Here is a 1,959-nt window from a genome sequence, read left to right on the forward strand (position 1 = left end):
GTAGCCGCCGAGGTCGTCGTTACGACCGTCCGCCCGGCCCAGCGCCTGCTCGGTCTCCCGCCAGACGCGCCGATGCGGTCGCCGAAGGCCGATGCGGTCGCCGAAGCGAACGCCCGCCAGAACGGCGGTACGACCGCGCCGGGCCACTGGAGCGCGCCGACCGCGAAGCAGCCCCTGGCCCATGCCAGGAGCTGCCAGCGGGCTCACCCTCAGCGATGCAGGATCAGCCACCCCACCCCGCTGCCGCCGGCACCCGCGACAAGAGTGCCGAGCCAGAGGGTGGCCCTGCGGGAAAGACGCAGGGCGACCGTCAAGGTGAGGTCGATGTGGTCGGACACCTGGACTTCGATCCGGATCAGCTTGCTGCCCTTGTCAGGCAGAGGGATCTCAGGCCCGGTCTCTGCGGCCCATGACTCCTCCTCGACTCGGTCGTCTGCGCGAACACCACCACCGTGTCACCCGTGTGCACCACCGGCACGGCACGTTAGGCCGGACGGGTGAGGGACCCGAGGGACCTGAGGGACCCATGGGAAAGGGAATCAGGGGAGATCGTCACCCGGCCCACCAGTCAGGGCACCGCAGCCTTGTGACCGGCCCCGGTTCTCCGGACCTCGGCCTCCGGAACTCAACCTCCATCGCACCCTTGAACTGGTGTTTCGCGACGACCATGAGACGGAAGGTCCGGCCGGGACCTCGCATCGGACTGGCGGTGACACCGTGCCCATGCCCGGCACGGCGCATCCGACCGGCGGGATCCGCGAGAACGAACGGTGGCGCAGCAGGGATCCGCCCCGGCCCGGAGGTGCCGTGGGCCCGGGCCTTTCGGCCTCGGGCTCTGGGCCTCGGCCTCGGCCTCGGGCTCTGGAGGCGGACGAGGCAGGGCAGCTCGGTGAGCGAGGAGACGCGGGAACGGCGACGAAGCGGTTGCGGCACAAGCAGCCGGCCGGGCTCCTCCACGCCTCCGACCGGAAGAGAGCCCCGCCCACATGGTCAGCTCGGATGCCGCCCCCTGCTCCCTACCCCACCCCCGCTCACCGCTGCGAACGAGCGCGGATGTTAGCTTCCTGCGGTGGCGAAGCATCAGGACGAGACCAGGGCGGCCTACGACGGGATCGTCGAGCTGTATGCATCGATGTTCGCCGACCGGCTGGAGACACAGCCGTTCGCGCGGGCCATGATCGGCACTTTCGCCGAGCTGGTACGCGGGACGGGGAACCCGCGGGCAGCCGACGTCGGGTGCGGGCCCGGACATCTGACGGCCATGCTGCACGAGCTGGGGCTGGACGCGTTCGGGCTCGACCTCTCCCCGGCCATGATCGGCCACGCCCGGCGGGCCCATCCCGCGCTGCGGTTCGACGAGGCACGGATGGAGGACCTGCCGGTCGAGGACGGCGCGCTCGGCGGCGTGCTGGCCCACTACTCGATGATCCATACCCCGCCCGGGGAAGTGCCCGCGCTGCTCGACGAGCAGGTGCGTGTCCTGGCACCTGGGGGCCTGCTCCTGGTCTCGTTCTTCGCGACCGACGGACCGGAGCCGGTCCGCTTCGACCACAAGGTGACGCCTGCCTACAGCTGGCCGGTGGACCGGTTCGCCGAGCTGCTGGCCGGGGCCGGGCTCGTCACGTTCGCCCGGCTGCTCCACGACCCGGCCTCCGAGCGGGGCTTCCTCGACGCCCACTTGCTGGCCCGCCTCCCCCAGAACACTGCCCCACAGCCCTCGGAGCAGGCCGACGCGGATCACCTCGCAGGCGAAAAGGCCGCCCGAAGCACCATGGCCTGACCTGTCGGTGATGAGTGCGGAGGCTTACGGCGCGGCGGCCCCCACAAGCCGATCGACGAAGCGTCCACAGTCCAGGAGCAACGCCCACATCCCGAGCGGATCCGCGTTCGCCGTGGAGAAGGCCATGAACGGACAGGGGGGGCAGGACACCACGTCAACGACCTGATGTCCATGACCTT

General features: G+C 70.6%; 3 protein-coding genes. 1 reads left to right on the forward strand and 2 read right to left on the reverse strand.

Annotated elements, in window-relative coordinates; translation table 11 throughout:
• The coding region (locus tag AZE13_RS37705; RefSeq protein WP_398780301.1) for a hypothetical protein at positions 1-183 on the reverse strand (183 nt) is incomplete at its 3' end.
• A 26-nt stretch (positions 184-209) separates the two neighbouring features.
• Complete coding sequence (locus AZE13_RS38845) at positions 210-338, reverse strand: hypothetical protein (protein WP_258528173.1); 129 nt, start codon at positions 336-338, stop codon at positions 210-212.
• A 731-nt stretch (positions 339-1,069) separates the two neighbouring features.
• On the opposite strand from AZE13_RS38845, the gene AZE13_RS33005 reads away from it, so the two are divergent.
• Positions 1,070-1,780 carry a class I SAM-dependent methyltransferase gene (locus tag AZE13_RS33005; protein WP_258528174.1) on the forward strand — a complete coding sequence of 237 codons (711 nt, stop codon included), beginning with the start codon at positions 1,070-1,072 and terminating at the stop codon, positions 1,778-1,780.
• The last annotated feature ends 179 nt before the right edge of the window (positions 1,781-1,959 follow it).

The organism is Streptomyces sp. NBRC 110611 (genome assembly GCF_001590865.1).
Taxonomy (GTDB): Bacteria; Actinomycetota; Actinomycetes; order Streptomycetales; family Streptomycetaceae; genus Streptomyces.